Origin of the sequence: Baekduia soli (assembly GCF_007970665.1) — a bacterium.
In the GTDB taxonomy this organism is placed as follows: domain Bacteria; phylum Actinomycetota; class Thermoleophilia; order Solirubrobacterales; family Solirubrobacteraceae; genus Baekduia; species Baekduia soli.
In genome coordinates, this window is record NZ_CP042430.1 from 2,998,699 (window position 1) to 3,024,702 (window position 26,004).

Here is a 26,004-nt window from a genome sequence, read left to right on the forward strand (position 1 = left end):
CCGATGCAGCGCGACCGCGCGACGACGATCTTCGAGAAGGGCGCCGCCGGGCGCCGCGCCTTCGTGGCGCCGAAGCTCGACGTGCCCGAGGCCGACGCCGACACCCTGCTGCCCGCGCACCTGCGCCGCAGCGCCCCGGCCCGCCTGCCCGAGGTCTCCGAGCCCGAGCTCGTGCGTCACTACGTCAAGATCTCGCGGCGCAACTTCGACCTCGACACGGGCTTCTACCCGCTCGGGTCGTGCACGATGAAGCACAACCCGCGCCTGCACGAGCGGGTCGCGGCGCTGAGCGGTCACAGCCGCCTGCACCCGATGCAGAGCCCCGAGCACGCCCAGGGCGCGCTCGAGCTCATGTACAACCTGGAGCGCGCGCTGGGCGAGGTGAGCGGGCTGCCGCACGTCTCGCTGCAGCCGAGCGCGGGCTCGCACGGCGAGCTGGCCGGCGTGCTGCTGACGCGGGCGTTCCACGAGGACCGCGGGCAGCAGCGCCACACGGTCCTGACGCCCGACACCTCGCACGGGACCAACCCGGCGACGGTGACGATGGCGGGCTACACGGTGGTCAAGGTCGGCACGAACGTCGACGGCGGCGTCGACCTCGACGACCTGCGGGCCAAGGCCGACGAGGACGTCGCCTGCCTCATGCTCACCAACCCGAACACGCTGGGCGTGTTCGACCCCAACATCACCGAGATCGCCCGGATCGTCCACGACGTCGGGGCGACGCTGTACTACGACGGCGCCAACCTCAACGCCATCATGGGCAAGGCCCGCCCGGGCGACATGGGCTTCGACATCGTGCACTTCAACCTGCACAAGTCGTTCACCCAGCCCCACGGCGGCGGCGGGCCGGGCTCGGGCCCGATCGCGGTCAGCGAGCGCATGCGGCCCTACCTCATGAACCCGCGGATCGTGCGCGCGCAGGACGGCTCCTTCGACCTCGACGAGCAGGGCTATGAGAAGTCGATCGGGCGCCTGCGTGGCTTCCAGGGCAACTACGGGTGCTTCGTGCGCTCCTACGCCTACATCTGCTCGCTGGGCGCCGAGGGGCTGCGCGACGCCTCCGAGACGGCCGTGCTCAACGCCAACTACCTGCTGGCCAAGCTCCGCGAGCACGGGGTCGCCGACAAGCTGCCGCTCGCGTTCGGCGAGCTGTGCATGCACGAGTTCGTGCTGTCGGGCTCGCCGATGAAGAAGGACCTGGGGATCAAGACCCTGGACCTGGCCAAGCGCCTGCTCGACCACGGCTACCACCCGCCGACGGTCTACTTCCCGCTCCTGGTGGACGAGGCGCTGCTCGTCGAGCCCACCGAGACCGAGACCAAGGAGACGCTCGACGGGTTCGCCGCGGCGATCGCGGCGATCCTGGCCGAGGCCGCCGAGGACCCGGCCATCGCCCAGAACGCGCCGTACACGACGCCGGTGCGCCGCCTGGACGAGGCGGCCGCGGCCAAGACGCCGCGGATCCGCCAGCCCATCGAGACCTAGCGGGCGCTCGAGAAGCGCTGTGCGCGGTCGTGGTCGCCCGCTTCCGGAGCGGGCGCCCCGGCCGCGCGCTGGTTGAGGTTGGCGCGGCCGCACAGCGCGGTGAAGCCGGTCTGCAGCCAGTCGTTGACCCCCGCGGTGGCCAGCACGGGGATCACGACGCGCGCCTCGCGCGGGCGCAGCAGCCGCAGGCCGACCAGGCCCATGGCGCTCCACGTCCCCACGCAGCGGCTGCAGCTCAGCAGCTCGCCGACGGCGTAGCGCATGCCGGTGCCCTTCGGGCGGCGCTCGCCGTCGGCGAGCTCCTCCAGGAACGGCTCGCGCACCCACGCGTCGACCTTCTCCTTGGCCACGAGCTTGGTCAGCGAGAACGTCGCGAGGCCGAGCGCGGGGAGCTCGGCGTGGCGGACGGGATCGCCGCCGCGGTCGCGCGCCGCGACCACCAGGGCGCCGAGCAGCGCGCCGTAGCCGGCGCTGAGGGCGGCGTAGTCACTCGGACGGGTCGGGGTCGTGCTGATGGGGTCCATGGCGCTCCGGCTACCCGCCACGGGGCCCGGCCCACCCCCGGCTTCATACACTCCGGCGCCGATGCGCATCTTCAGCGGCATCCAGCCGACCGGCCGCAAGCACCTGGGCAACTACATCGGGGCGATCGTCCAGTACGTGGAGGGTCAGCACCGCGCCGCCGAGCACGGCGACGTGGGGATCTTCTGCGTCGTGGACCTGCACGCGATGACGGTCGCCTACGACCCCGCCGAGATGCGAGCGCGCGTCTACGACACGGCGGCGATCCTGCTGGCGGCGGGCCTGGACCCCGAGCGCTGCATCTTCTTCCGCCAGAGCGACGTCCCCGAGCACACCGAGCTCGCGTGGCACCTTGGCGCGATCACGTCGCACGGCGACCTCAACCGGATGCACCAGTTCAAGGAGAAGTCCGCCCGCCAGCGGGACCTGGTCTCCGCCGACCTCTTCTTCTACCCGGTGCTCATGGCCGCCGATGTGCTCGCCTACCGCGCGCACGAGGTGCCCGTCGGCGACGACCAGCGCCAGCACGTCGAGCTCATGCGCGACCTCGCCCAGCGCTTCAACGCGCGCTTCGGCGACGAGCTCGTGGTACCCGAGCTGCTCGTCCCGGCGACGGGGGCGCGGATCATGGACCTCCAGGCCCCGGACTCCAAGATGTCGACGACGGGCGGCACCGCGGAGGGCACGGTCTACGTGCTCGACGACGCCAAGACCGTCGAGAAGAAGTTCAAGCGTGCGGTGACCGACTCCGATGACCCGCCGCGCATCGTCCGCGACCCGGCCAAGCCGGGCGTCACGAACCTCATCGACATCCTCGCGGCGGCCTCGGGGCGCACGCACGCCGACGTGGAGGCCGAGATGGCCTCCGCCCGTGGCTACGGGGACCTCAAGCTCGCCACCGCCGCCGCGGTCAACGCGCTCCTGGACCCCGTGCGCGAGCGCTACGCCCAGCTGCGCCCCGACGAGGACGCGCTGGAGGCCGTCCTCGGCGCCGGGGCGCAGAAGGCGCGGGCGATCGCCTCCGAGACCCTGGTCGACGTGCGGCGCGTGATGGGCGTCGGGCCCCGTCCCTGACGTCCGCAAAGAGCGGGGATCCGGGGCGCGCCGTCGGGGGCGGTCGCTACGGTCTGGCGCACATGAGCACCCTGGTCGCCGAGCTCGAGCTCGACCTCGAGGTCTTCACGGGTCCGTTCGACCTGCTGCTGACGCTCGTCCTCAAGGAGGAGGTCGACCTTCTGGAGGTCGACCTGGCCGACGTCGTGCTGTCCTACATCGACGTGCTCGAGTGCCGCGGCGAGCTCGACCTCGAGGTCGCGACGGAGTTCCTCGTCCTCATCGCCGCGCTGCTCGAGCTCAAGTCGCGGCTCATGCTGCCCCGCGACGACGAGGAGCTGCTCGACCTCGAGCCCGACATCGCCGCCGAGGAGCTCCTGGCGCGGATGCTCGAGGCCAAGCGCTACCGCGCCGCCGCGCTCCACCTCATCGGGAAGCTGCACGGCGAGGACGGCGTGCGCTTCCGCAGCGCGCCGCTGCCGCCCGCGCTGCGCCGCACCGACATCGCCGACCTGGACTCCGTGTACGCCCCGGCGCGCCTGGGGCGGGCGATCGGCGGCCTGCTGGCCATGCCGCCGCGCGTGGACATCCGCCACCTCACGATCCCGCGCGTCAGCGTCGCCGAGCGCCTCGCGCACCTGCGCCGCCTGCTGCGCGGCGGCGGACGCACGACGTTCGAGGCGGCCGTGGCCGGGGCCGACCGCGTCACGGTGTGCGTGACCCTGTTCGCCCTGCTCGAACTCTACAAGCAGGGTGAGGCCACCTGGCACCAGGACCATCCCTTCGGCGAGATCGAGATCCGCCCGGGCGAGGCGCAGGACGCGGCGCTGCCCGTTCCGGCCGCGGCCGGGGTCGGGGTCCCGGCTTGAGCGAGCTGCCGCGGACCGTCGAGGCGCTGCTCTTCCTGTCGGCCGAGCCGGTCACCGAGGCCGAGCTGCTCGACGCCTGCGAGTGCGAGGAGGAGGACCTCCGCGCCGCGCTGGAGCAGCTGCGCGAGGACTACGCGCCCGGGCGCCGTGGCCTCGAGCTGCGTGAGCTGGCCGGGGGCTTCACGCTGGCCACCGCCGCCGACACCGAGCCGGCCGCGCGGCGCCTGCTGTCCAAGCCGCGCACCCCGCCGCTGACGCCCGCCCAGGCCGAGACCCTGGCGATCGTCGCCTACCTGCAGCCCGTCTCGCGCCCGGAGATCACGCGCATCCGCGGCGTCAGCGCCGACTCCGCGGCCGGGACGCTGCTGGAGCGCGGGCTCATCGAGGAGAGCGGCCGCTCACCGTTCGGCGCCGTGCTGTACCGCACCACGCCGCTGTTCCTCAAGCTCTTCGGCATGGTCTCGCTCGACGACCTGCCCGACGTCTCGGAGTGGGACCCCTCGCCCGAGGAGGAGTCCGACCTGCGCGAGCGCCTGCTGCGCGCCGGCGAGGCCAGGGCCGGGTCCACGCCTGCCACCGAGGACGGCTCGGAGGGGGCCGCGGAGCCGCCCGCCGGCGGTCTCGTCGAGGACCCGGGCGAGGACGTGCCCGAGGACCCCGAGCCCTAGGCCAGGCGGAACGTGGCGCGGCTGGTCTCGAAGGAGACCTCGAGCCACGTGTGGGCGATCTCCGGCGTGAAGCGGAACAGCGCGCCGACCTGGGGGAGGGCGGCGAACGCGGCCGCCGAGGCCTCCATGTCGTACTTGGCCGCGTAGGCGGTGTAGGCCGCGTCGTCCTCGGCGCGGACGGCCGTCCCCTCGAGGATCACGACGTCGTCGCCGCTCTCGGTGTGCACGACCGCGCGCGGGTCGCGCAGCAGGTTGCGTCCCTTGACGGACTCCAGGCCGGTGCCGAACCACAGCCCGCCGTCCAGCCAGACGCCCCAGAGCGGCATGGCGTGCGGCCGGCCGTCGGCACGGGTCGTCGCCAGCCAGTACGTGCGCGCCCCGCGCAGGCGCTCCTGCACCTGCTCCCAGGTGATCCCGGTCATTTCCGAATCCATGTTCGGTAATGTAGCCGTCTCCATGTCCGGCCGTCCACGAGTCCACTCCGACGACGCGCTCCTGGACGCCGCGGAGCGGGTCGTCGCCCGCGCCGGCGTGCCCGGCGTGACGTTCGCCGCGGTCGCCGCCGAGGCGGGCATCGCCGCCTCGTCCCTGCACCAGCGCTTCGGCTCCAAGCGCTCGCTGCTGCTCGCGCTCGCCGCGCGCGCGGCGCCGCCGGCCCCGCGGGCCGACCTGCCGGCGCGCGAGGCGCTCGTCGACCTGCTCTCCGGGCTGGCCGGTCCCATCGCCGAGCGCCAGGCGTTCCTGGGCCACTTCACGATGCTGGCGCTCGACCTGCAGGACCCCGAGTTCGGCGCGCACGCCCGCCGCTACACGCTGGCGCTGCGCGCGACGATCGAGCGCCTGCTCGCCGCCGCCGGGATCCCCGACCCGGCCGCGCGGGCCCCCGTCGTCCACGCCGCGCAGCAGGGCGCGCTGCTGCTCTGGGCACTCGACGGGCAGGGCACGGCCGCCGGGCGCGTCCGCGCGGCGGTCGACGCCGTCCTGTGAGGCGTCAGCCCTCACGCTCGCACAGCAGGGCCGCCAGCGCGTCGTGGCCGCCGACCTGCGCCCAGCCGGCGGCGGTGCCGTCGTGCCCGGCGTCGCGCAGCGCCGGATCGGCGCCGGCGGCCAGCAGCGCCTCGACGACCTCGCGGCGGCCGCCCTGGGCGGCGAGGTGCAGCGCGGTCACGCCGTCGCCGTGGTCGGGGCCGCCGAACGTGCCGCGGGCGTCGACGTCGGCGCCCAGCGCGAGGAGGCGCCCGACGGCCGCCACGCGCCCCGACGCCGCCGCCCAGGCCAGCGCCGTGCCGCGATAGACGTCGGCGTCGACGCGGGCGCCGCGCGCCACGAGGACGTCGAGCGCCTCGACGCGGTCGCTGCGCGCGGCCCACGAGAGCGCCTCGTCGAGGACCTCCTGGGGATCGTCGGACGGCGCCCACGGCGGGAAGCCGCTGTGGGGGCGGTAGAACCCGCGGTGTGCGCCGGCGGCGGGTGAGACGGTGCCGTCGGCGGCGACGAGCTCGTCGAGGACGTCCAGGCGCCCCAGGCCGGCGGCCGCGCGGAGGTTGCGCGGCAGGACGCCCTCGGGCTCGAGGACCTCGGTCACCCGGCGGTGGCCCCAGAACAGCGCGGCGACGAGCGGCGTGCCGCCCTCGCCGCGGGCGCTGACCTCGGGCCAGGCGCCGGCGTCCAGCAGCCGGCGCGCCAGCCGCGGCTGGTCGCTGTAGGCCGTCTGGTGCAGCGGCGTCCAGCCGTGAGCGTTGGCATGGTTGGGATCGGAGCCGCGCTCCAGCAGCAGGTCGACGACGCGCTCGTCGCCGGTCGCGGTGGCCATCCCCAGCAGGTCGTTGCCGTTGGTGCCGCGGGCGGTCACGAGGTCGGGGAAGAGGTCCAGGAGCTCCCGCAGGGCGCCGTCGGCGCGGGCCTCCACGGCCCGGTAGGCGCGGGCGAACGGCTCACCGCCCTCGCGCAGGTCCTCGACGTGGCGGCGCAGCGCCGACCAGGTCGCAAAGCCGTGGCGCTGGGCGACGACGGTGCGCGCGCCGGCGCTCGTGAGCGGCGCCCCCGTCCCCTCGAACGGCGCCAGGGCGCCGGGCGTGCCGTCCCGGGCGGAGGCCAGCAGGCCCTCCGCGCGGCCCTCGTAGGAGCCGAGGTCCTCGTGGTAGGCGTGCTCGAGCGCGGTGCCGTGGGTCTCCACGCGCTGTACGTAGGCGCGCAGCCGCGGCCACGAGTCGAAGCCCAGCTCGCGGGCCAGGACGTGCTGGGCGCCCGCGACCTTCAGCGGCTTGAGCGGGTTGGCACGGTGGGCCCCGGCGCGCGCGACGGCTGCGGGGTCGCCGGCGGCGTGGGCGCGCGCGAGCTCCTTGGCGCGGCGGTGCAGCGCGTCCAGGCCCAGCGGCTCGGGCGCCGGCGTGCCCACGGCGCTCAGGAGGCCAGGGCCTTGGCGGCCAGCTGGCCGCAGGCCGCCTCGATGTCCTGCCCGCGGGTGAGGCGCACCGTCGCGCCGATGCCGTGCTCCTCCAGCGCGGCGCGGAAGGCCGCGATCGCGTCGCGGCCCGAGCCGTCGTAGGTCCCCGTCGGGTTGTAGGGGATGAGGTTGATCTTGTACTTCTTGGGATCGAGCACCCGGGCGAGCTGGACGGCCTGCTCGTAGCGGTCGTTGACGCCGGCGAGCATCACGTACTCGATGAACACCATCCGGCGCTTGCGCTCGTAGAAGCGGTCGCAGGCGGCGAGCACCTCGCGCAGCGGGTAGCGGTCGTTGACGGGCATGATCGCCGAGCGCAGCTCCTCGTCGGCGGCGTGCAGCGACAGCGCCAGGCGGATCGGCATGTCGCTCTCGGTCAGGCGATCGATCCCCGGCACCCAGCCCACCGTCGAGATCGCCGTGCGTCGGTGCGTCACGCCGAGGTCGGGCAGGCGCCGGCAGGCGCCGAGCACGGCGTCGAGGTTCATCATCGGCTCGCCCATGCCCATGAACACGACGTGGTCGACGTCCTCGGTGCGGCGGAAGTGCAGCGCCTGGTCCAGGATCTCCGAGGCGGTGAGGTTGCGGCCGAACTTCATCGCCCCCGTCGCGCAGAACGTGCACGTCAGCGGGCAGCCCGACTGCGAGGACAGGCACAGCGAGCGCCGGCCGTCGCGGTAGCGCATGAGCACGGCCTCGACCGGGCGGCCGTCGTGGGTGGCGAACAGGGCCTTGACCGTGCCGTCGGCGGCGTGGGCCTCGTTGGTGACCGTCAGCGTGCTGAAGGGCACGCGCGCGGCCAGCTCGTCGCGCAGGGCGACGGGCAGGTTGGTCATGTCGGCGTAGCCGTCCGCGCCGCCCGCGGTCCACTCCCACACCTGGCGGGCGCGGAACGCGGGCTGGCCGAGCTCGGCGAGCATGCGCTGCAGGAGGTCGAGGTCCATGCCGTCCCACAGGCTAGTGTCGCCGGGACATGCGCCTCGCGAAGTTCCTCGCCCACGCCGGTGTCGCCTCCCGCCGCGCCGCGGAGGAGATCGTGCGCGACGGGCGCGTCACCGTCGCCCGCGAGGTCGTGGTCGACCCGGCGCGCGACGTCGACGGCGACGAGCCCGTCGCCGTGGACGGCAGGACGGTCCGCCCGCCCGAGGAGCGCGCGGTCTGGGCCGTCCACAAGCCCGCGGGCGTCGTCTCGACCGCGCGCGACACGCACGGGCGCCCCACGGTGGTCGGCATGGTCCGCAAGGCGGGCACGCGCCTGTACCCCGTGGGGCGCCTGGACGCCGACACGACCGGGCTGATCCTGCTCACCGACGACGGCGACCTGGCCAACCAGCTCACCCACCCGAAGTTCGAGGTGACCAAGACCTACCTCGCCGAGGTCGACAACGGCCCGGTGCGCGAGCCGGCGCTGCGGGCGCTGCGGGCCGGCGTCGTGCTCGACGACGGCAGGACGGCGCCCGCCGGCGTCCGGCAGCTGCGCTCCGGCGTGCTCGAGCTCACCCTGCGCGAGGGGCGCAAGCGCCAGGTCAAGCGGATGTGCGAGCACGTCGGCCACCCGGTGCGCAAGCTGTCACGCGTGGCGTTCGGGCCGCTGCGCCTCGGCGACCTCGCCGAGGGGGCCGTGCGTCGCCTCAGTCCTGCGGAGGTCCAACGCCTGCGCGACGCAGCGGCACGACCTGGCCGCGAGCAGGACTGACGACCTGATCGCGGCCATGCGCCTTGGCCTGGTTGAGCGCGAGGTCGGCCGCGGCCAGCGCCACGGCGATCCCGTCGTCGTCCGGGCCGACCATGGCGATGCCGCCCGAGGCGGTGGTGCGTACGTCGTGGGCCCAGGTCCCCACCGGCTCGTCGCGGACCGCGGCCACGGCCCGGTCGATGGCCAGCGTCACGCCGTCGGCGTCCGTGTCGGGCAGCAGCACGAGGAAGCCCTCCTCGCCGGCGCGCCCGAGCACGTCGGCGTCGCGCAGCTGCTCGCGCAGGCGCGTGGCGACGGTGAGCAGGACGGCGTCGGCGGCCAGCGGGCCGTGGCGGTCGCCGATGCGCTTGAGCCCGTCGACGTCGACGAGCGCGAGGCCCAGCGGCGCGCCGGGCCCGCGGGTGCGGTGCAGGTGCTCGGCGGCCACGAGCGCCGCGGCGCGCGTGAGGACCCCCGTCAGGGGGTCGGCGTCGCCGGCGCGCTCGTCGGCACTGCCGAAGGCCCCGAGGCGCTCGAGCCCGATGAGCAGCGTGGCGAGCACGACGCCGGCGCCGAGCAGGTCCAGGGCGCCGGCGGCATAGGAGCCGAGGCTGTGACGGTCGGAGGCCACGAGCGTCAGCGCCGTCGCGGCGACCGCGCACGTGACGACGAACAGCAGCCGGCGCTCGAGCTCGCTGCGGCGCCCGCGCCGCGCGACGATGAGCAGCGCGGTGGCGTCGGCGACGAGGACCACCGCGCCGGCCAGCAGGCCGAAGGTCGTCAGCTCTCCGCCGGAGGTCGCGTCGGGGAGGTGGGCGCCGACGGCCATGACGGCCGCCGCGATGCCCGCCGCGACGGCCGCGACCAGCACGAGCGCGATCACGGCCGTGCGGCCGCGGTGCAGCGTCGGGGCGGCCAGGCGACGGCGCATGGCGGGCGGGCCGCCCCACAGGGCGCCGGCCAGGGCGACGGGCAGGACCGCGTGGCCCGCGGCCCACAGCCACGCCGGAGCCGGGTCGGCGCCGAGCGCGCCGTGGGTCGTGAGGCCGCCGGGCACGGCGATCGCGTGGGCGGCCGCGAGCAGCCCGGCGAAGAGGTAGGCGCAGGCCAGGCCGAGGCGGGTCGCCGATCCGAAGGCCAGGAAGCGCGTGGTCAGCACGCCGGCGACGACGAGGTCGCAGGCGACGATCGCCACGAGCGCCGCGGGCACGCTGGAGCGGCCGGGACCGAGATCCTCGCGCACGAACGGGATCGCGACCAGGCACGCGGCGAGCAGGAGGAGGATGGGTAGGCGGCGCGGGACGGAACGGGCCATCAGGACGTGGGTCGGCCGGTCCGACGGCGTCGCGCAGGGGGTGTGGACGAACGGGCGACGCCCGGCCCTGGCATGATCCGCCGCCGAATGCGGCTCTTCGCCCTCCGAGGCGCGATCACGGTCGACCGGAACACCGCGCAGGCGATCCTGGGTGCGACGGAGTTGCTCATGCGCGAGATCATGGAGCGCAACGACCTCGTGCCCGAGGACGTGGTGAGCTGCCTGTTCACGCTCACGGAGGACCTCGACGCCGAGTTCCCCGCCGTGGCGGCGCGGGGCCTGGGGTTCGGGCAGGTTCCGCTCATGTGCGCACGTGAGGTGCCGGTGCCGGGCTCGCTGCCGCGGGTGATCCGGGTGATGATGCACTACCACGCCGCCGACGATCACACCGCCCGGCACGTGTACCTCGGCGAGGCCAGGTCGCTGCGCCGCGACCTCGACTCGGCGCAGTGACGACCGGGCACGGGCCGGGGCGCCGCGGGTCGTAGACTCGCCCGACGATGGCGATCGAGTTCTCCGCGGCCGTCCGCCGCATCCCCGTCTACCCCGCGGCCGCCGCCTACGCGCTGCCCGAGGACGTCGCGCTCCTGGCCTCCAACGAGTCCCCGGAGCCGCCGATCCCGGCGGTCGTGGCCGCGGTCCAGGCCGTGCTGACCGGCGTCAACCGCTACCCCGACCCCACCAACAGCAAGCTGCGCGGCGCGCTCAGCGACCGCTACGACGTGCCGGCCTCGCGCATCGCGATCGGCAACGGATCGTGCGACATCCTGCTCGCCGCCGGCGAGGCGCTGCTGGAGCCCGGGGCCGAGGTCGTCTACGCCTGGCCGTCGTTCAGCGTCTACCCGCACATCTCGGCGGCGACCGGCGCCACGGCGATCCAGGTGCCGCTCAACGACCGCCACGAGCACGACCTCGAGGCGATGCTCGCCGAGATCACGGTGGCCACCCGGCTCGTCGTCGTGTGCAACCCGAACAACCCGACGTCGACCGCCCTGCCGCTGGCCGACGTCGCGGCCTTCGTCGAGCGGGTGCCGCCGCACGTCTGCCTGCTGCTCGACGAGGCCTACTGCGAGTACAACATGCTCGACGACCCCGATGCGTCGATCGCGCTGCTGGCCAGGCACCCCAACCTGGTGCTCCTGCGGACCTTCAGCAAGGTGTACGGGCTCTGCGGGCTGCGGGTCGGCTACGCGCTGTGCGGAAGCGACGCGTTCGTCACCGCGGTCAACCAGGTCCGCCAGCCCTTCTTCTGCAACGCCGCCGCGCAGGCCGCCGCGACGGAGGCGCTCAAGCACTCCGACGCCGTCGCCCAGCGGGTCGAGCGGGCGATCATCGCGCGGGTCGAGCTCGAGGACGGCCTGGCGGAGCTGGGCATCCGCGCGGCCGAGTCGCAGGCCAACTTCGCCTGGTTCGACCTGCCCGTCGACGAGGACGCCGACCCGGCCGAGGCCGAGCGCGACATCGTCCGCACCCTCGGCGAGCGCGGCGTGCAGGTCCGCGCCGGCACGGCGCTCGGCCGCCCAGGCGCGCTGCGGGTCACCTACGGCACCCCGGAGCAGAACGCGCGGTTCCTGCGCGAGCTGGGAGATCTGCTCGCCTAGGGCTCGCGCCGGCCGGATGGCGCGTTGGTGGGGCATGACCCCACCCAGGCGCCATCGAGTCCCCGGCGGGGCCCGGGCCCCGACGGCCCGCGCGTTCGCGCCCGCGCCGCCGGCGCCCGTCCCCGCACGCCCGCGGCGCGTGTCTGCTTCAATACCTCCCGCCTGATGTCCCGCCCCGTCGACACGCGCGCTCCTCACGCCGGCCCCACGGCCGCCGCGCGCGCTGCCGTGGGCGTGGACCTTGCTGCTTGGTATTGGCGATTTAGCTAGGCGCTCGGCCGGCCGTGAGGCCGTGTCCGCACCGGACCCCTCGGGTCGAGCGCCGAAGCCACGCTGGCGCGTGCCAGCACGCATCGCCACCTAGACTCCAAGACCAAGCACCAGAAGGAACACAAGATGATGATCGTGATGAAGCCGACGGCCACCGACGAGCAGGTGCAGGCCGTCATCGAGCGGATCGAGTCCGTCGGCGCGCAGGCCCACCCCAGTCGCGGGGAGGAGGTCACCGTGATCGGCGCGATCGGCGACCGCGAGCACGTCGCGCGCCTGGGCCTGGAGGGCCACGAGGGCGTCGAGAAGGTCGTCCCGATCCTCAAGCCCTACAAGCTGGCCTCGACCCAGCTCAAGGGCGAGGCCCGCACGGTGCTGGAGATCGGCGGCCGGCGAATCGGCGGCGACCACTTCGCCCTCATCGCCGGCCCCTGCACCGTCGAGACGCGCGACCAGACGCTCGACACCGCCGACGCGATGCTGGCCGCCGGCGCCACGATGTTCCGCGGCGGCGCCTACAAGCCGCGCACGTCGCCCTACGCGTTCCAGGGCCTGGGCCAGGAGGGCCTGCGCCTGCTCGCCGAGGCCAAGGAGCGCACCGGCCTGCCGATCGTCACCGAGCTCATGGACGCCCGTGACATCGAGGCCGTCGCCGAGGTCGCCGACGTCATCCAGATCGGCGCGCGCAACATGCAGAACTACCCCTTGCTGAGCGAGATCGGCCGCAGCGGGATCCCCGTGCTCATCAAGCGCGGGCTCTCGAGCACGCTCGAGGAGCTCATCATGGCCGCCGAGTACGTCCTCAAGGAGGGCAACGAGGCCGTCATGCTCTGTGAGCGCGGCATCCGCACCTTCGAGACCGCCTACCGCTTCACGCTGGACCTCACGGCGATCCCCGTGCTCAAGGAGATGACGCACCTGCCCGTCGTCGTCGACCCCAGCCACGCCGCCGGGCGCCGCGCGCTCGTTGAGCCCCTGTCGCTCGCCGCCGCGGCCGCGGGGGCCGACGGCATCATCGTCGAGTGCCACCCCGAGCCCGACGAGGCGATCTGCGACGGGCCGCAGCAGCTGCGCGTCGACGGGTTCGCCGAGTACGCGGCCAAGGTCGAGCAGGCCGCGATCCTCGGCGGCAAGCTGCCCTTCGGCGCCACCGCCGCGGCCGCCCGGGCGTGAGCGACGGCGCGGCGGGCGCGGGCCCGCCGCTGCGCCTCGCCCTGCTCGGCATCGGGCTCATCGGCGGCTCGGTCGGGCTGGCGGCGCGCGAGCGGCTCGGTGCGCACGTCACGGGGTGGGACCCCGACCCCGCCGTGCGCGACCGCGCCCTGCAGCGCGGCGTGGTCGACGCGGTCGTCGCCCAGCCCTCCGCGCTGGGCCCGCCGACGTCGCGCTCGTCGCGTCGCCCGTCGATGCGCTGCGGGTCACCGTCGACGCGGCCTGCGCGGCCTGCGACGGCGCGGTCGTCACCGACGTCGGCTCCACGAAGCGCGCGCTCGTCGAGCACGCGCCGATCGAGCGCTTCATCGGCGGCCACCCGCTGGCCGGGGCCGAGGTCGCCGGCGTCGAGCACGCCCGCGCCGACCTCTTCGACCAGGCCACCTGGTACCTCACGCCGCGCCCCGGCAGCCCGGGCGTGCTGCTCGAGCGCCTGCACCGCTTCGTCGCCGGGCTCGGCGCGGTGCCGACCGTCATCGGCCACGCCGAGCACGACCGGCTCATGGCCGCCTTCTCGCACGTCCCTCACGTCATCGCCAACGCCATGGTCGTGCAGGCCACGCGGGCGCTGGGCGGCGAGGCCATCCCGGTCGTCGGGCCCAGCTTCCGCGACGCCACCCGCGTAGCGGGCGCCAACCCGCCGCTGTGGGCCGGCATCTACGCGTCCAACCGCGAGGCCGTCCTCGCCCAGCTCGACGCCACCATCGACGTCCTGGCGCAGGCCCGTGCGCTGCTGGCCCAGCCCGACGGCCGCGACGCGCTGGAGGCCTGGCAGGCACAGGCCGCCGAGCAGCGCCGCGCGCTGCTGGACGTCGGCATGACCGGCGGCCCGCTGCGCGAGATCCGCGCGGTCGTGCCCAACCGTCCCGGCGTGATCGCCGATCTCGCCCTCACCCTCAGCGCCGCGGGGATCAACATCCACGACATGAGCCTCTCGCCCCAGCCCGACTTCCGCAGCGGCGAGGTCGCCCTGTGGGTGGCCGAGGCCCTCGAGCCGCGCGCCCGCGAGCTCGTCGGCGACGTCCTCGCCCGACCGGAGGACGCCGCATGAGCCGCGCCCGCTTCGACCACGCCCGCCGCCTGCGCGGGTCCGTCACGCCGCCGTCGGACAAGTCGATCTCGCACCGCGCGGCCATCCTCGGCGCGATGGCGTCCGAGCCCGTCCGGGTGCGCAACTACCTGCACGCCGAGGACACCGTCTCGTCGCTGGAGGCGATGCGGGCGCTCGGCGCGCTGGTGACCATCGACGCCGACGAGGTCGTCATCCGCGGGACCGGCCTGCGCGAGACGGGGGAGGCCGACGGGCCGATCGACGTCGGCAACGCCGGCACGCTGATGCGGCTGCTGCCGGGGTGGCTGGCCGGGCAGGAGGGACGGTCCTACACGCTGGACGGCGACGCGTCGATCCGCCGCCGGCCCGTGGACCGCATCGCCGAGCCGCTGCGGCGCATGGGCGCGGTCATCGACGCCACCGACGGTCGCCTGCCGCCGTTCACGGTGCACGGCACCCGCCTGACGGCCATCGACTACGAGCTGCCGGTCGCCAGCGCCCAGGTCAAGAGCTGCGTCCTGCTCGCCGGCCTGATGGCCGAGGGCGCCACGACGGTCGTCGAGCCCGTCCCGTCCCGCGACCACACGGAGCGCATGCTCGCCGGCGCGGGGGTGACCGTGCATCGCGACGGCGCGCGCATCACGGTGTCGGGCGTCGACGAGCTCACCCCGGAGGACCTCGTCGTGCCCGGCGACCCGTCATCGGCCGCGTTCATGATCGCCGCCGCCGTGCTCGTCCCCGGCTCGCGGATCACCGTGCGCGCCACGGGAACGAACTGGACCCGCACCGGCTTCCTGCGGATCCTGCAGCGCATGGGCGGCATCGTGGTCGGCGACCTGGAGGACGCCCCGGGCGACGCCGTCCCCGGCCACGAGCCGCTCGGCGACCTCGAGGTCGCCCACGGCCCGCTCATCGGCACCGTCGTGGAGGCCGGCGAGGTTCCGCTGGCCATCGACGAGCTGCCGCTCGTGGCGCTGCTGGGCTGCTTCGCCGAGGGCGAGACGGTCGTGCGCGGCGCCCAGGAGCTGCGGCTGAAGGAGTCCGACCGCATCGCGACGGTCGTCGACGGCCTGCGCGCGCTGGGCGGCGAGCTCGAGGCCACCGACGACGGCTTCGTCGTGACGGGCACCGGCGGCCTGCGCGGCGGCACGATCGGCTCGCACGGCGACCACCGCCTCGCGATGCTCGGCGCGGTGGCGGGCCTGGCCTCCTCCGACGGGGTCACCGTCGACGGGATGGAGGCCGCCGCGGTGTCCTACCCGACGTTCACGGACGACCTGGCGCGCCTGCTGGGCTAGCCTCGCGCAGCCGCGCCGCGTGCAGCTGGCCGTCCTCGGCGCGCAGCCCGGGGACGACGTAGAGCAGCGCCAGCGTCACGAACGTCGCCGCCGCGCCGCACACCACGAGCATCGTCCCGGCGCCGGCCAGCGCCGCGATCGGGCCCGTCAGCGCGAACGACACCGGGGTCAGCCCGACGGACACCAGCCAGTCCATGGAGGACACCCGGCCGCGCATCCGCGGCGGGACCCGCACCTGCATCAGCGTGCGCCACACGGGGTTGCCGGCCCCGCTGAGCAGGCCGTAGGCCAGGCCGACGACGACCATCTGCCACACCGCGCCGGCCAGGCCGAAGCCCACGAGCGACAGCGCCGCCAGCCCCCACGTCCAGTACAGGAAGGTGACCTCGCGCCGGGGCGTGCCGAAGTGGCCGACGGCGAACGTCCCCAGCGCGGTCCCCGCGCCTCCGGCGGCGAGCACGAGCCCGAAGGCGCCCGCGTCGGAGCCCAGGTCGTGCTTGATGCGGAACGGGACGAGGACCTCCATGGGGCCGAGGAAGACCAGCAGCGCCAGGGCCGCCGCCACGAGCGTGCCCCACAGCCAGGTCTGGGTCCGCACGAAGGCCGCCGCCTCGCGCAGCTGGACGGCCAGCGGCTCGTGCGGCTCGGTGCCGGCGCGGGCCGGGCCGCGGCTGCGCATCGCCAGCAGGCAGGCGACGGACACCGCGAACGTCCCGGCGTCGACGAGGAACGCGCCGCCGTCCCCAACGCCGCGACGATCGCGCCGCCCAGCGCCGGCCCGACGAGCCGCATGGCCAGCGGGCGCAGCGACAGCGACAGCGCGTTGGCCTGCAGCAGGACGGCCTCCGGGACCAGCTCGGGCAGGATGGAGCCCATCGCCGGGCCCGACAGGCCCTCGCCGACGCCGTAGGCGAACCCGAGCACCATGAGGTGCCAGATCGCCAGGTCGCCCGTGAGCGCCAGCGCGGCGGCCACGCCGAGGGCGACGAGCCGCACGACGTCGGCCGCGACGAGCAGCCGGCGCTTGTCCATGCGGTCCGCCAGGACGCCGCCCACGAGCAGGAACAGGAGGATCCCGACCGACCACGCGACCCCGACGAGCGAGAGCGCCGTGGGGCCGTCGGAGCGCTGCAGCACGGCGAACGCCTGGGCGACCATGAAGATCCCGTCGCCCAGCAGGGACACCAGCGTCCCCGCGAACAGGAGCGCGAAGTCACGCTCGCGCAGGGGACCCAGGAGGCGCATGCGACGGGCGAGGATGCCACACCGCTCGCGGGGCCCTACCCTCGACGCGTGCTTGTGGCCATCGACGGACCCGCCGGAGCGGGCAAGTCCACCGTGGCGCGCGCGGTCGCGCACGCCCTGGGCTTCACCTACCTCGACACCGGGGCCATGTACCGCTGCGCCGCGCTGGCCTCCCTGCGCGGCGCCGGGACCGTCGACGCGGCGCGCATCGCCTTCGCCGAGGACCGCGTGCTGCTCGACGGCGAGGACGTCACGACGGCGATCAGGACGCCCGGGGTCACCGAGCGCGCCTCCGAGGTCGCCGCGCGGCCCGAGGTGCGCGAGGCGCTCATCGCCCGCCAGCGCGAGCTCATCGCCGGAGGCGACTGGGTCGCCGAGGGCCGCGACATCGCCACCGTCGTGGCGCCCGACGCCGAGGTCAAGGTCTTCCTGACCGCCTCCCCGCAGGAGCGCGCGCGGCGCCGCGCCGCCGAGCTGGGCGCCGACGCGGGCGTCGTCGCCCGCGAGCTGGCGCTGCGCGACGAGCGCGACAGCGGCCACGGCCGCACGACCCTGCACCCGGCGCCCGGCGCCACGCCGCTGGACACCACCGGCCTGTCGATCGACGAGGTCGTGCAGGCCATCGTCGCCCGGGTGCCGCGATGAGCACCGACGCGCCCATGACCCGCGGCCCGAAGGTCGCGATCCTCGGCTACCCCAACGTCGGCAAGTCCTCGCTGGTCAACCGGCTCAGCGAGACCCGCGTGGCCGTGGTGCACGAGCGCCCCGGCGTCACGCGCGACCGCCACGAGGTGCCGTGCGAGTGGAACGGCCGGCGCTTCACGCTCATCGACACCGGCGGCATGGACTTCCTCGACGACGACCCGATGGCCGGGTCGATCCGCGAGCAGGCCCAGGCCGCGATGGCCGACGCCGACCTCGGCGTCCTGGTCGTCGACGCCCAGGCCGGGGCGCGGCCCGGGGACGCGGAGCTGGCCGACCTGCTGCGCCGCTGGCACAAGCCGGTCATCGTCGCCGCCAACAAGGTCGACGACGTCAAGGACACGTCCCTGGCGCTGGACTTCCACCGCCTCGGCCTCGGCGACCCGCTGCCGGTCAGCGCCGCGCAGGGCCTGGGCACGGGCGACCTGCTGGACCGCGTGGTCGAGCTGCTGCCCGAGGGCGACGCCGTCGACGAGGACGACGACATCATCCGCCTGGCCCTCATCGGGCGCCCGAACGTCGGCAAGTCCTCGCTGGTCAACCGCTTCATGAACTCCGAGCGCGTGATCGTCAGCGAGGTGGCGGGCACCACGCGCGATGCGATCGACCTGCCCCTCGAGGTCGACGGCCGCCGCGTCATCGTCGTCGACACGGCGGGCATGCGCCGGCAGTCCAAGGTCACCGAGTCGGTCGAGTACTACACCACCCTGCGCTCGCAGCGGGCGGTCGAGCGCGCCGACGTCGCCCTCGTGATCTGCGACGCCCACGACGGCGTCACCGCCCAGGACCTGCGCATCGCCGATCTCGCGATGCGCGAGGGGTGCGCCACCGCGCTCGTGCTCAACAAGTGGGACATCGCCGCCATGGAGGAGTCCGACCTCGACCACGAGCGGGCCAAGGTCCGCAACAAGCTGCGCCTGCGACCCAAGGTCCTCACCGTGTCGGCCAAGAGCGGGCGCAACGTCGAGCGGCTGCTCAAGGAGGCGATCATCCTCGGCGACCGCGTCAGCACGCGCATCCCGACCCCGCAGCTCAACCGCTTCATCAGCGAGGTCGTGCAGGAGCGCCAGCCGCCGGCCAAGCAGGGCAGCCGGCTGCGCCTGCTCTACATGTCGCAGTTCGAGACGCGCCCGCCGCGGTTCGCCATCCAGATCAACTCGCGCAACCGGGTGACGCGCGACTACGCCTACTTCATCGAGAATCGGCTGCGTGCTCGCTACGGGATGGACGGGATCCCCCTGATCATCGACTTCAACGAGCGGGGCAGCCGGCGTGAGGGCAAGCACGCCGAGCGCTAGCAGGCCGCCGGCGGCGCTCGCGCACCACGCGGTGCGGTGGGGCGTCGCGGCGATCGTGGTGGCGCTGGCGCTGGCGCTCGGCGGCAGCGACGGCGGCAGGGGCTCGGGAGGACCGCCGGCCAGCGGCGCCGCCGCGCTGGTGCCCGCCGACGTCCTGGTCTACGTCCACCTCTCGACCGACCCGGGGCGCCCGGCGACGCGCCGTGCCGCGGCGATGGCCGCGCGCTTCCCCAGCTGGCCGCGGCTGCGCGACTCCGTCGTGCGCCAGCTCGCCGCGCCGGACTGCCGGACGGCCGCCGACGCGCTGAAGGGCGCCAACGAGGCCGCCCTGGCGCTCTTCTACATCGGCAAGGGGACCACGGCGAACTCGCTCGTGCTCGTCGACGCGGGCGGCGAACACGCCGACGGCTCCCAGCGCGGCTGCGGCGCGCTCAGCGTCGCCTACGTCGGGCACTTCCTGGCCATCGGGCAGCCCGAGAGCCTGTCGGTGGCCCAGGACCTCCAGCGCGGCCGCGGGACGTCGCTGGCGGCCGCGGCGGGGCCGCGCCGGGTCTTCGCCCGGCTGCCCGCCGACCGCGCGGCCGACGGCTGGGTCTCGGCCGACGGCGTGCGCCGGCTGCTGGCCCCGCAAGGCGGCCTGCTCGGGGTCGCCGGGGTGCTGCTCAACCAGCCGGGGCTGACGGGCGCCGGCTTCGCGCTCTCGGCCACCCGCGACGGGGCGCGGATCGTCGTGCGCTCGCTGCGCGACCCGGCGCAGGCCAGGAAGGCCGGCGCGGGCTTCCGGCCGTTCTCGCCGACGCTCCAGGACGCCGCCCCGGCCGGGGCGATGTCCTACCTGGGCGTCAGCAACCTCGCGCCCGCGCTGCGGCGGCTGCTGGCCGCCGCCGGCTCCGGCTCCAAGCAGCTCGCGCCGCTGGTGCAGGGCATCGACACCGACCTGCTCCGGCTCTTCGCGGGGGAGGCCGCGATCATCCTGACGCCGGCCACGCCCGCACCCGTCCTGACGCTGCTGGCCCGCACGCAGGACGAGGCCGCCACGCGCCGTGCGCTGGCGCGGCTGCCCGTCGCGCTGCGCCGCGCGTTCCGAACCGCGGTCTTCGACGGCAAGGTCGCGGTGTCGACGAGCGCGGCGGGGATCCGCGCCGTCCAGGCGGGCGGCCCGCACCTGTCGGGCACCGACCAATGGTCAAAGTCGGTCGGAAATCACCCCCAATCGGTCTCCTCGCTACTCTTCCTGGACTTCAGCAGGCTGCTCCAGCTGGGCGAGCAGACGGGACTGGGCGACTCGAGCGCCTACCAGGCCGCCAAGTCCGACCTCGAGAAGGTCCGCTCCATCGGCGCGGACACGTCCGGCAACGACAGCGAATCGACCGCGGAGATCTCCCTCCTCATCACCCCATGAGCCAGTACGCCGACAACGAATACCTGTTCACCTCTGAGTCTGTGACCGAGGGCCATCCCGACAAGGTCGCCGATCAGATCTCCGATGGCGTCCTGGATGCCTGCCTGGCCGATGATCCCGGCTCGCGTGTGGCGTGCGAGACGTTGGTCAACACGGGGTTGGTGGTGGTCTCGGGCGAGATCACGACCGAGACCTATGTCGACATCCAGGAGGTGGCCCGCGAGACGATCAGAAAGATCGGCTACGTCGACGCCGACCTGGGCTTCAGCGCGGACTCCGCGGCGGTGCTCAACGCGATCGACAAGCAGTCGCCCGACATCGCCCAGGGCGTCGACCAGGCCGATGAGGCGCGGTCGGAGGGCTCGACCGACGAGCTCGACATCGCCGGGGCGGGTGACCAGGGGATGATGTTCGGCTACGCCTCCAACGAGACGGCCAACCTCATGCCGGCGCCGATCACGTTGGCCCATCAGCTGGCCGAGCGCCTGGCGGCGGTGCGCAAGGACGGCACGCTGGACTACCTGCGCCCGGACGGCAAGACGCAGGTGTCGGTGCGCTACGTCGACGGCCGGCCGGTGGCGGTCGAGAAGCTGCTGATCTCCACCCAGCACGCCGAGCGCGCCACGCGCCGGCAGATCACCGACGACCTGTGGGAGCACGTCGTGCTGCCCGTGCTGCCGGCCGAGCTCTACGACGCCAACGCGCTGCGCAAGGAGTTCTTGGTCAACCCGACCGGGCGCTTCGTCATCGGCGGACCCGTCGGCGACGCCGGGCTGACCGGGCGCAAGATCATCGTCGACACCTACGGCGGCTTCGCCCGTCACGGCGGCGGGGCGTTCAGCGGCAAGGACCCGTCCAAGGTCGATCGCTCGGCCGCCTACGCGGCGCGCTGGGTGGCCAAGAACGTCGTGGCCGCCGGCCTGGCCGACCGCGCCGAGGTCCAGGTGGCCTACGCCATCGGCGTCGCGCACCCGGTCTCGGTGATGGTCGAGACGTTCGGCACCGAGAAGATCGGCCGCGGCCGGATCGCCGAGCTCGTCGACGCGCACTTCGACCTGCGTCCCGGCGCGTTCCGCGCCGCGCTGGACCTGCACCGCCCGATCTACCAGAAGACCGCCGCCTACGGCCACTTCGGCCGTGACGACGACGACTTCACCTGGGAGCGGACCGACAAGGCCGCCGCCCTGGCCGAGGCCGCCGGCCTCACCGAGCCCGCCACGGCCTAGCTCCGCCCCCGGCGGGAGCGGATCGCTCAGATCCGCTCCCGCCAGGTGACCGCCGCCTGCGCTGCGACCGCAGGGCCTGCAGCTCGGCCGCGCTCAGCACGGTGACCACGACGGGCGCCCGCGCCGCCCCGGCTCGCGCCGCCGCCAGGGTCCGCTCCGCTACCAGCACGAGCGCAGGCATGCCCGCATGGCCAAACGGCGCGGCCGGGTCAGGAGGGCCTCGTCGACTTCGACGCGGTCCTGCGCGGGCGCGCGAGGAGGGCATCGAGCGGTGCCGCCGACGAGGCCCCGGGGGCCCGGACGCGGTGCTCGCGGCACACGGCGACGTGGTGGAGATCGTGCACCGCCTGACGCCGATCGGCGTGGCGATGGCCGCCGCCGACGCGGTCGACCCCTACAAGGGCTGAGGCGAGCTCGCCGTGCGGTCGTGCGCGCGGCGGGCGCGGTCCACGGCCGCCACGACGTCGCCCGGGCTGGCGATGCCGCGGAAGGTGAAGTCCGAGTCGTCGGTGCCGGCCGTGTCGAAGTCGACCTTGCCCACGCGCAGGACGCGGTCGACGAGCGACTGGTCGGTGTTGACGTTCTGGATGCGGTCGACGCTGGTCTGCTGCACGTGCTTGGACAGGATGCCCGTGCGGATGTGCAGACGCTCGGTGCTGATGATGAACGTCGTCGCCATCCGCATGACGAAGCCGACGAGGACGACGACCGCCATGACCACGACGAAGGCCACGATGCCGATCGCGGTCGAGACGGCGAACAGCAGGATCGCCCCCACGACCACGGCGAGGACCAGGCCCTTGAGGTAGAAGCTCAGCACGCCGCGCCACGACGGGTGGCCCTCGAAGACGATCTGCTCGCCGGGGTGCAGGTCCATGATCGGCCCAGCCTAACCCGGACCGTCGCGCTCCGACAGGGCCGCCCGGCCGCGGCCTATGCTCGGGGAGCGTGTCGCACATCGTCCAGGTCGAGCCGCTCACGACGGCCCGCGCGCTGCGCGGGCCGTTCGACTACGTGCGCCCCGACGGCACCGACGTCGGCTCGCTCCTGGAGGTCCCGTTCGGGCGCCAGCGGCTCACCGCGGTCGTCACCGGCGTCGTCGATCACTCCGAGCACCGGCTGGCCGCGCCGCTGCGCGTGCTGCCCGACGCGCTGCCCGCCGACCTCGTCGACCTCGGGCTGTGGCTGGCGCGGGAGTACGCCTCGACGCCGGCCCGGGCGCTGTCGCTGCTGCTGCCGCCCCGGGGCGCGCGCGAGCGGGTGCAGCTGTGGGCGCACCGGACCCCCGACGGCGACGCCGCCATCCAGGCCGAGGCCCATCTGGGGGCCACCGAGCTGCGCCTGACGGGCAAGCAGGGCGCGCTGCTGCAGGCGCTGCCGCGGTTCGCGGGCCCCGACCTCGGCGCGCTGCGCCGCCTGGAGGCCCGCGGCCTGGTCGAGATCGGGCCGCGCGGCCGGCGCCGCGCGCCGCAGCACACCGCGGTCGGTATCCGCCGGCCCCAGCCCGGCCTGACCGCCGACCAGCAGGACGCGCTGGACGCCATCCTGGCCACCGCCGCGACCGACCGGCCCGAGCGCCTGCTGCTGCACGGCGTGACCGGGTCGGGCAAGACCGAGGTCTACCTGCGCGCGGCGGCCGCGACCCTCGAGCGCGGACGGGCGGTGCTCATCCTCGTGCCCGAGATCGGGCTGACGCCGCAGATGATCGACCGCTTCGTCGGGCGCTTCGGCGACACGGTGGCCGTCCTGCACTCCAAGCTCGGCGCCGGCGAGCGCTACGACGAGTGGCGCCGGCTGCGGTCGGGCGCCGCGCGGGTGTGCGTGGGGCCGCGCAGCGCGGTGTTCGCGCCGATGGACCGGCTCGGCCTCGTCGTCGTCGACGAGGAGCACGACGGCTCCTACAAGAACGAGGGCGACCCTCGTTACGACGCCCGCCTCGTCGCCGAGAAGCGCGCGCTGCAGCACGGCGCGGTCCTCGTGTGCGGCAGCGCGACGCCGCGCCCGGAGTCCGTGCACGCCCTGCGGCGCGTCCGGCTGCCGCGGCGGGTGGACGGGTCGTCGATGCCGGCGGTCGAGATCGTCGACCTGCGCCACGCGCCGGGCGCCGTGCACCCCCGGACGCACGAGGCGCTCGTGGACGCGCGCAAGGCCATCGTGCTGCTCAACCGCCGCGGCTGGTCGAACTTCCTGACGTGCCGGTCCTGCGGCCGGGTGTGGGAGTGCCCGCAGTGCGACGTCGCGCTGGTCCTGCACCGCTCGCAGGACCGCGTGGCCTGCCACCACTGCGGCCACGCCGAGGCGGTGCCCGGCACCTGCCCGGACTGCGGGTCGATCTCCATCGCCCGCCACGGCGCGGGGACCGAGCGCCTGGAGCACGACCTGGCGGCGCTCGGGCGGCCCGTGCTGCGCCTGGACGCCGACGTGCGCCACGCCGGGCCGGTGCTCGCCGCGTTCGAGCGGGCCGACTCGGCGATCCTCGTCGGCACCCAGGTCGTCGCCAAGGGCCACGACTTCCCCGACGTCGACCTCGGCGTCGTCCTCGACGCCGACGCGACGCTGCGCTTCCCCGACTTCCGCGCCGAGGAGCGCACGTTCGCCCTGGTGACCCAGCTCGCCGGCCGCGCGGGCCGCGGCAACGCGGGCGCGCGGGTGCTCGTGCAGACCATCGACCCGACCGCGCCGGCGATCGCCTTCGCCGCCCGCCACGACAGCGACGGCTTCCTGCGCGGCGAGCTCGAGCGCCGCGAGGCGCTGCGCTATCCGCCGTTCTCGACGCTCATCCGGATCGTCTGCTCGTCGGAGTCCACGGGCGTGGCGCACGCGGCGGCGACGGCGATCCACGCGCGGCTGCCGGGTGCGCTGGGTCCGGCGCCGCTGTTCCGCCTGCGCGGGCGCGAGCGCAGCCAGGTCGTCCTGAAGGGCCCGGTGGGCCCGGGCCGCCGCGCGGCGGTGGAGCAGGCCGACGCCGCGGTGCGCGAGGTCAGCGCCGACAAGGCCTACAAGGCCGCGGCGTTCAGCGTGGACGTGGACGCGCAGTGACGAACCGCCCGGACGTCGAGCACTCCCCCTCCGCGTCCTCGATCGGGAACACCCCCCAAGCCTCGCGCCACACCCGTCACGCGGGGCGCACGCGGTGACCCCGGACCGCGCCGAAGTACCATCCGACCCGTGGCCGAGCACCACGAAGACCTCGACGAGGCCCCCGAGCCTCCGATCCTCGATCCCGAGACGCTGGCCCGCCGGCGCGCGGCGCTGGCGCACGTGCGCAAGTTCGGCGATCCCGTGCTGCGGGCCCGGGCGCGCGAGGTCGACCGCTTCGACGAGGACCTGCGCACCGAGATCGCCCGCATGGGTCTGCTCATGCACGACGCCTACGGGATCGGGCTCGCCGCGACCCAGGTCGGGATCCTGCACCGCGTCCTCGTCTACCGCGTCGAGGGCGACAGCCCGGTCAACGCCCTGGTCAACCCGGTCGTCGAGTGGTCCAGCAAGGAGCAGGAGTGGGCCGAGGAGGGCTGCCTGAGCCTGCCGGCCGTCCACGTCGACGTCGAGCGCCCGGTCCACGTCCGGGTCCGGGCCCAGGACGAGCAGGGCGAGGCCATCCTCGTCGAGGCCAGCGGCCTGGAGGCCCGGGTCATCCAGCACGAGCTCGACCACCTCGACGGCGTGCTCATCCTCGACCGCACCCCGCGCGACCAGCGCAAGGAGGGCATGCGCGCGCTGCGCGCCGCCCTCGACACGGCCGCCGACGCGGCTTCGTGACCGCGGTCGTCTACCTCGGCACCTCGGACTTCGCGGCCGCCGTCCTGCGCGGCCTGGCCGCCGGCCCGCACCGCCCCGCGCTCGTGGTCACGCGGCCCGACGCCCGCCAGGGCCGCGGCCGCCGCGTCGCGCCGCCGCCCGTCGCGGTCGCCGCCCGCGAGCTGGGCATCGCCGTCGACCAGCCGGCGTCCGTCAACGATCCGGAGGCCGTCGCCCGGATCGCGCAGGCCGGCGACGGCGACGGCGTGGCCGTCGTGCTCTGCGCGTTCGGCGCGCTGGTCAAGGAGCCGCTGCTCACCGACCACGACATCCTCAACGTCCACCCGTCGCTGCTGCCGCGCTGGCGGGGCGCCGCTCCCGTCGAGCGCGCGATCATGGCCGGTGACACGGAGACCGGCGTGTCGATCATGCGCCTGGTAGCGGCCCTGGACGCGGGTCCCGTGTACGCCACGGGGGTCGTGCCGATCGGCCCGCAGGACGACTACGGGACGGTGGCCGCGCGCCTGCAGGAGGCCTCCATCGCCCTGCTGACCGACGTGCTGGACCATCCGCGCGAGCCCGTGCCCCAGCCCGAGGACGGCGTGACCTACGCCGAGAAGCTCAGCGCCCGGGACCGCACGCTGGACCTCACGCGCCCCGCGGAGGAGAACGCCCGCATCGTGCGGGCCCTGCACTCGCACATCGGGGCGCGCATCGCGCTGCCCGACGGCAGCTTCCTCGGCGTCCACGAGGCCCGGACCGGCGAGGACGGGACGCTGGAGCTCGTGACGGTCCAGCCGGCCGGCGGCCGGCCCATGGCCTACGCCGACTACCTGCGCGGCCACCCGCCCGCCGGCGCGGGCTGATCGTCCGGACCCCGGCGCATCGCGCGGCGCCACGCCTCCGAGCCCCTACTCTGGGG

General features: G+C 74.8%; 25 protein-coding genes and 1 pseudogene. 18 read left to right on the forward strand and 8 right to left on the reverse strand.

The features are described from left to right. Positions 1-3: 3 nt before the first annotated feature. Positions 4-1,488 (forward strand): aminomethyl-transferring glycine dehydrogenase subunit GcvPB, encoded by a 1,485-nt coding sequence (gene gcvPB, locus FSW04_RS14220; RefSeq protein ID WP_146923742.1) that lies wholly within the window; start codon positions 4-6, stop codon positions 1,486-1,488. Here the strand turns inward: gcvPB and FSW04_RS14225 are convergent. After that, positions 1,485-2,012, reverse strand: a complete 528-nt coding sequence (locus tag FSW04_RS14225; protein ID WP_187368783.1) for a DUF1360 domain-containing protein — start codon at positions 2,010-2,012, stop codon at positions 1,485-1,487. The genes gcvPB and FSW04_RS14225 overlap by 4 nt on opposite strands. A gap of 61 nt (positions 2,013-2,073) precedes the next feature. Between FSW04_RS14225 and trpS the strand changes: the two genes are divergently transcribed. The 3 genes from trpS (at position 2,074) to scpB (ending at position 4,600) form a co-directional block, all read left to right on the forward strand. Beyond that, positions 2,074-3,084 carry a tryptophan--tRNA ligase gene (gene trpS / locus FSW04_RS14230; RefSeq protein ID WP_146920354.1) on the forward strand — a complete coding sequence of 337 codons (1,011 nt, stop codon included), beginning with the start codon at positions 2,074-2,076 and terminating at the stop codon, positions 3,082-3,084. Between the two features lie 62 nt (positions 3,085-3,146). Then, positions 3,147-3,932, forward strand: a complete 786-nt coding sequence (locus FSW04_RS14235) for a segregation and condensation protein A (RefSeq protein ID WP_146920356.1) — start codon at positions 3,147-3,149, stop codon at positions 3,930-3,932. Next, the gene (gene scpB / locus FSW04_RS14240) at positions 3,929-4,600 is read left to right on the forward strand and encodes an SMC-Scp complex subunit ScpB (RefSeq protein ID WP_146920358.1); all 672 of its coding nucleotides are present in this window, start codon (positions 3,929-3,931) and stop codon (positions 4,598-4,600) included. The genes FSW04_RS14235 and scpB overlap by 4 nt, the downstream gene beginning before the upstream one ends. Here scpB and FSW04_RS27190 read toward each other — a convergent pair. Beyond that, the gene (locus tag FSW04_RS27190; RefSeq protein WP_228430472.1) at positions 4,597-5,022 is read right to left on the reverse strand and encodes a pyridoxamine 5'-phosphate oxidase family protein; all 426 of its coding nucleotides are present in this window, start codon (positions 5,020-5,022) and stop codon (positions 4,597-4,599) included. The genes scpB and FSW04_RS27190 overlap by 4 nt on opposite strands. A 34-nt stretch (positions 5,023-5,056) precedes the next feature. Between FSW04_RS27190 and FSW04_RS14250 the strand changes: the two genes are divergently transcribed. Continuing rightward, positions 5,057-5,587, forward strand: a complete 531-nt coding sequence (locus FSW04_RS14250; protein WP_187368784.1) for a TetR family transcriptional regulator — start codon at positions 5,057-5,059, stop codon at positions 5,585-5,587. Between the two features lie 4 nt (positions 5,588-5,591). On the opposite strand, the gene FSW04_RS14255 is transcribed toward FSW04_RS14250, so the two are convergent. Then, on the reverse strand, positions 5,592-6,998 hold the full coding sequence (locus tag FSW04_RS14255) for an ankyrin repeat domain-containing protein (protein WP_146920364.1): 1,407 nt from the start codon (positions 6,996-6,998) through the stop codon (positions 5,592-5,594). A gap of 5 nt (positions 6,999-7,003) precedes the next feature. Further along, positions 7,004-7,990, reverse strand: coding sequence for a 23S rRNA (adenine(2503)-C(2))-methyltransferase RlmN (gene rlmN / locus FSW04_RS14260; protein ID WP_146920366.1), 987 nt, complete (start codon positions 7,988-7,990; stop codon positions 7,004-7,006). A gap of 29 nt (positions 7,991-8,019) precedes the next feature. Here rlmN and FSW04_RS14265 point away from each other — a divergent pair, with 29 nt between their 5' ends. Next, positions 8,020-8,742 (forward strand): pseudouridine synthase, encoded by a 723-nt coding sequence (locus tag FSW04_RS14265; RefSeq protein WP_146920368.1) that lies wholly within the window; start codon positions 8,020-8,022, stop codon positions 8,740-8,742. Here the strand turns inward: FSW04_RS14265 and FSW04_RS14270 are convergent. Then, positions 8,678-10,036, reverse strand: coding sequence for a GGDEF domain-containing protein (locus FSW04_RS14270; RefSeq protein ID WP_146920369.1), 1,359 nt, complete (start codon positions 10,034-10,036; stop codon positions 8,678-8,680). The genes FSW04_RS14265 and FSW04_RS14270 overlap by 65 nt on opposite strands. A gap of 87 nt (positions 10,037-10,123) precedes the next feature. Between FSW04_RS14270 and aroH the strand changes: the two genes are divergently transcribed. The 5 genes from aroH to aroA all read left to right on the forward strand — a co-directional run bounded on the left by aroH (position 10,124) and on the right by aroA (position 15,468). Next, entirely contained in the window at positions 10,124-10,489 is a 366-nt protein-coding gene (gene aroH, locus FSW04_RS14275; RefSeq protein WP_146920371.1) for a chorismate mutase, read from the forward strand. Between the two features lie 47 nt (positions 10,490-10,536). Then, positions 10,537-11,637 carry a pyridoxal phosphate-dependent aminotransferase gene (locus tag FSW04_RS14280; RefSeq protein WP_146920373.1) on the forward strand — a complete coding sequence of 367 codons (1,101 nt, stop codon included), beginning with the start codon at positions 10,537-10,539 and terminating at the stop codon, positions 11,635-11,637. A gap of 396 nt (positions 11,638-12,033) precedes the next feature. Further along, positions 12,034-13,080 (forward strand): 3-deoxy-7-phosphoheptulonate synthase, encoded by a 1,047-nt coding sequence (gene aroF / locus FSW04_RS14285; RefSeq protein WP_407652938.1) that lies wholly within the window; start codon positions 12,034-12,036, stop codon positions 13,078-13,080. Between the two features lie 115 nt (positions 13,081-13,195). Continuing rightward, positions 13,196-14,170 (forward strand): prephenate dehydrogenase/arogenate dehydrogenase family protein, encoded by a 975-nt coding sequence (locus FSW04_RS14290; protein ID WP_146920375.1) that lies wholly within the window; start codon positions 13,196-13,198, stop codon positions 14,168-14,170. After that, positions 14,167-15,468 (forward strand): 3-phosphoshikimate 1-carboxyvinyltransferase, encoded by a 1,302-nt coding sequence (gene aroA / locus FSW04_RS14295; RefSeq protein WP_146920377.1) that lies wholly within the window; start codon positions 14,167-14,169, stop codon positions 15,466-15,468. Before FSW04_RS14290 ends, aroA begins: the two co-directional genes overlap by 4 nt. Here the strand turns inward: aroA and FSW04_RS14300 are convergent. Both FSW04_RS14300 and FSW04_RS28515 read right to left on the reverse strand, forming a co-directional pair. Further along, complete coding sequence (locus tag FSW04_RS14300; RefSeq protein ID WP_321167655.1) at positions 15,437-16,171, reverse strand: MFS transporter; 735 nt, start codon at positions 16,169-16,171, stop codon at positions 15,437-15,439. The two genes, aroA and FSW04_RS14300, sit on opposite strands and share 32 nt — an antisense overlap. Before the next feature lie 89 nt (positions 16,172-16,260). After that, a pseudogene (locus tag FSW04_RS28515) lies at positions 16,261-16,713 on the reverse strand (MFS transporter); the annotation flags it as partial. Positions 16,714-16,806: 93 nt separating this feature from the next. Between FSW04_RS28515 and cmk the strand changes: the two are divergent. The 4 genes from cmk to metK are packed head-to-tail and all read left to right on the forward strand — an operon-like array spanning position 16,807 to position 21,341. After that, positions 16,807-17,358 (forward strand): (d)CMP kinase, encoded by a 552-nt coding sequence (cmk, locus tag FSW04_RS28520; RefSeq protein ID WP_407652986.1) that lies wholly within the window; start codon positions 16,807-16,809, stop codon positions 17,356-17,358. Further along, positions 17,355-18,713, forward strand: a complete 1,359-nt coding sequence (gene der / locus FSW04_RS14310) for a ribosome biogenesis GTPase Der (RefSeq protein WP_228430474.1) — start codon at positions 17,355-17,357, stop codon at positions 18,711-18,713. Before cmk ends, der begins: the two co-directional genes overlap by 4 nt. A gap of 31 nt (positions 18,714-18,744) precedes the next feature. After that, positions 18,745-20,115 (forward strand): hypothetical protein, encoded by a 1,371-nt coding sequence (locus FSW04_RS14315; RefSeq protein WP_187368785.1) that lies wholly within the window; start codon positions 18,745-18,747, stop codon positions 20,113-20,115. Further along, positions 20,112-21,341 (forward strand): methionine adenosyltransferase, encoded by a 1,230-nt coding sequence (gene metK / locus FSW04_RS14320; RefSeq protein ID WP_146920386.1) that lies wholly within the window; start codon positions 20,112-20,114, stop codon positions 21,339-21,341. Before FSW04_RS14315 ends, metK begins: the two co-directional genes overlap by 4 nt. Before the next feature lie 394 nt (positions 21,342-21,735). On the opposite strand, the gene FSW04_RS14325 is transcribed toward metK, so the two are convergent. Next, the gene (locus FSW04_RS14325; protein ID WP_146920389.1) at positions 21,736-22,218 is read right to left on the reverse strand and encodes a PH domain-containing protein; all 483 of its coding nucleotides are present in this window, start codon (positions 22,216-22,218) and stop codon (positions 21,736-21,738) included. A 71-nt stretch (positions 22,219-22,289) separates the two neighbouring features. Here FSW04_RS14325 and priA point away from each other — a divergent pair, with 71 nt between their 5' ends. The 3 genes from priA to FSW04_RS14340 all read left to right on the forward strand — a co-directional run bounded on the left by priA (position 22,290) and on the right by FSW04_RS14340 (position 25,948). Then, positions 22,290-24,380, forward strand: a complete 2,091-nt coding sequence (priA, locus tag FSW04_RS14330) for a replication restart helicase PriA (protein ID WP_146920391.1) — start codon at positions 22,290-22,292, stop codon at positions 24,378-24,380. A gap of 129 nt (positions 24,381-24,509) precedes the next feature. Then, on the forward strand, positions 24,510-25,103 hold the full coding sequence (def, locus tag FSW04_RS14335) for a peptide deformylase (protein ID WP_228430475.1): 594 nt from the start codon (positions 24,510-24,512) through the stop codon (positions 25,101-25,103). Further along, positions 25,100-25,948, forward strand: coding sequence for a methionyl-tRNA formyltransferase (locus tag FSW04_RS14340; RefSeq protein WP_146920393.1), 849 nt, complete (start codon positions 25,100-25,102; stop codon positions 25,946-25,948). Before def ends, FSW04_RS14340 begins: the two co-directional genes overlap by 4 nt. The last annotated feature ends 56 nt before the right edge of the window (positions 25,949-26,004 follow it).